The organism is Mesorhizobium sp. M1409 (assembly GCF_040317535.1).
Classification (GTDB): Bacteria; Pseudomonadota; Alphaproteobacteria; order Rhizobiales; family Rhizobiaceae; genus Mesorhizobium.
Genome location: NZ_JAMYKV010000132.1, coordinates 1 through 2,524 on the forward strand (window position 1 = coordinate 1; position 2,524 = coordinate 2,524).

The 2,524-nt window shown below is 65.1% G+C and carries 2 protein-coding genes; both read right to left on the bottom strand.

The genetic code is table 11. The annotated features are described in order from the left end of the window. Nucleotides 1-361 precede the first annotated feature (361 nt). Nucleotides 362-1,543 carry an IS91 family transposase gene (locus NKG99_RS35610; RefSeq protein ID WP_352874139.1) on the bottom strand — a complete coding sequence of 394 codons (1,182 nt, stop codon included), beginning with the start codon at nucleotides 1,541-1,543 and terminating at the stop codon, nucleotides 362-364. A 10-nt stretch (nucleotides 1,544-1,553) separates the two neighbouring features. Then, entirely contained in the window at nucleotides 1,554-2,414 is an 861-nt protein-coding gene (locus tag NKG99_RS35615) for a site-specific integrase (RefSeq protein ID WP_320237185.1), read from the bottom strand. Nucleotides 2,415-2,524: the final 110 nt, after the last annotated feature.

Consider the following 2,524-nt stretch of genomic DNA (forward strand, 5'->3'; position numbering starts at 1 on the left):
TGAATCTGGAGGGTTCTGTGTGGTCGCGGGCGCGATTGGGCGGGCACGCACGGGTCGCGACTACATTGAAGCCTGATTGAACTGAACCGCGGGATGGCGGGCGGGGCTATGGGGATTTAGGGCTCGACAGTGTGTCCGAGGCGCAGGAGCGGGCTCGCCGATCGCTCTTGGGCGGTCGCCCGTCGTCGCGATGCAGGACCATCTGCGACGCGAGAGACGGCGCCATTGGGCCCGTTGACGCCAAGGTGCAGCGTTGCTGGTGACAGGCAGGCTGCGACATTGACTGGTGGCGCGCAAAGGCCCAGCGGCGACTGTAGCAGACGCCGGGATGGACGGGGCGAGCGTGTCGGTGCGCAGCGTGTCATGAGGTGTCTGGCCAGGTCGGGGCCTTGCGCGGGATGGGGCCGAGCGAGGCCATGGCGCCGCCGCAGCCCGGACAGACATCCAGGGAGTGGCCTGTGAGACAGTGATAGCGCTGGCGATAGTCGGCGGTCGGGTCTGGGGTCGTCGGCGTGGGCACTGCCAGCAGGAGACGGCAGAGGGCGAGCTTGGCGACACGATGGCCGTTAGCCAAGAGCCCGTAGTGGCGGATGCGATGGAACCCGTCAGGAAGAGCGTGCAGCAGGAAGCGGCGGATGAACTCGTCGGCGCTTAAGGTCATGAGCTTGGGCTTGTCGTGGTGGCGATAATCCTTCCAGCGGAAGCTGACCTTTCCCTGGTCCAGGCCCACGAGGCGGCTGTTGGCGATGGCGACGCGATGGGTGTAGCGGCCCAGATAGGCGAGGACCTGTTCGGGACCGCCGAACGGGGGCTTGGCGAAGACGACCCACTCGATCCGCTTTAGCTTGGCCAGGTGAGTGGAGAAGGCGGTGGGATCAGCCAGGCCGGCGAGATCGCTGAAGAAGCGAAGCTGGCCGGCCTCGAAGGCGTTCTGCAGACCCTCGAGGAACAGCCGCCTGAACAGGCGCGACAGAACCCGCACGGGCAGGAAGAACCCAGGCCGGCAGGCCACCCAGCGCTGGCCGTCCAGCGATAGGCCGCCGCCCGGCACGACGCAGTGGATATGCGGATGATGGTGCAGATTCTGGCCCCACGTGTGCAGCACGGCGACCACGCCGATAGCGGCGCCCAGATGCCTGGGATCGGCGGCCGTCACCCTCAAGGCTTCGGATGCGGCCTTGAACAGGATCGCATAGACCGCCGCCTTGTTCTGGAAGGCGATCTCAGCGATCTGGGCCGGGACGGTGAAGACCACGTGGAAGTATGGGACCGGCAGCAGCTCGGCCTGACGCTCAGTCAGCCATTGGGCGCGGGCCAGGCCCTGGCACTTGGGACAATGGCGGTTGCGGCAGGAGTTATAGGCTTGCCGCACGAGACCGCAGTCGGTGCAGTGTTCGGCGTGACCGCCCAGGGCCGCGGTCCGGCACGCCTCCACCGCGGCCATGACCCGGCGCTCGACACGCCCGAGATGGCCGGCATGGTCGCGGCGATAATCAGCCCCGTGACGGTGGAATACATCCGCCACTTCCAGATCCGGGCGCATGGCGCGCGGCTCAGCCGGGCGGCGTGATCTCCATGTGGAGTTGGTCAAAAGGACTGGCGGTCCGGCCGATCACAGCCGTTGAGACCTGGGCGTATAGTGTCGTCGTCGCCAGGCTGCGATGGCCCAGCAGCACCTGAATGATCCTTATGTCCGTGCCGGCTTCCAAAAGGTGGGTGGCGAAGCTGTGGCGAAGGGTGTGCACCGTCACCCGCTTCTCAACGCCCAGGAACTCGCAGGCTGCTCGACAGGCGATCCCCAAGGTCTGTGGGTGGATCGGGCCGCGGCCATCGCGCCGGGGAAATAGCCATCGCCCCGGTTTGGTCAACCGCCAATAGACGCGCAAAATCTCCAGCAACTGCGGCGACAGCATCACATAGCGGTCCTTGCCGCCCTTGCCCTGCTCGATGCGAATGATCATCCGGCTGCTATCGATGTCCGTCACCTGCAGACGCGCCGCCTCCGCGGCGCGTAAGCCCACCGCATAGGTGGTCATCAGAGCGACCCGGTTCCTCGTCCCCTTCACGGCCTGCAGAAAGCCGACCACCTCATCGGCGCTCAGCACGACCGGCAACTTGCGCGGCGTCCGGGCGTAAGCGATCCGCTCAGGCAGATCAGATCGACCCAGCGTCACGCCGTAGAAGAAACGCAAGGCGCAAACGGTCTGGTTCAACGCGCCCCACGAGACCCTTCGGCCCACCAAGTGGGCCTGATAGGCGCGCACCTCTTCGTATCCCAGTTGATCGGGTGATCGTCCAAAAAATCGACTGAACTTCGCCACGTGATGCACGTAGGATCGCTGGGTCTCCGGTGACAAATTGCGGATCGTCAGATCTTCAATCATCCGCTGACGCAGAGGGCTTATCTGGGCCATCTGGGGTTCTCCTGTCTGGAAGGTTGGCTCGACACCAAATCTTCTCAGACAGGGGCCTCCTCAGGCCAGACCCGCGCATCAGCTACCGCGGCAGCGGTTTAGTTCAATCA

Excerpts from the sequence above, each read along its gene's own strand:
- NKG99_RS35610 (WP_352874139.1), bottom strand. The coding sequence starts at position 1,543 with ATGCGCCCGGATCTGGAAGTGGCGGATGTATTCCACCGTCACGGGGCT.
- NKG99_RS35615 (WP_320237185.1), bottom strand. The coding sequence starts at position 2,414 with ATGGCCCAGATAAGCCCTCTGCGTCAGCGGATGATTGAAGATCTGACG.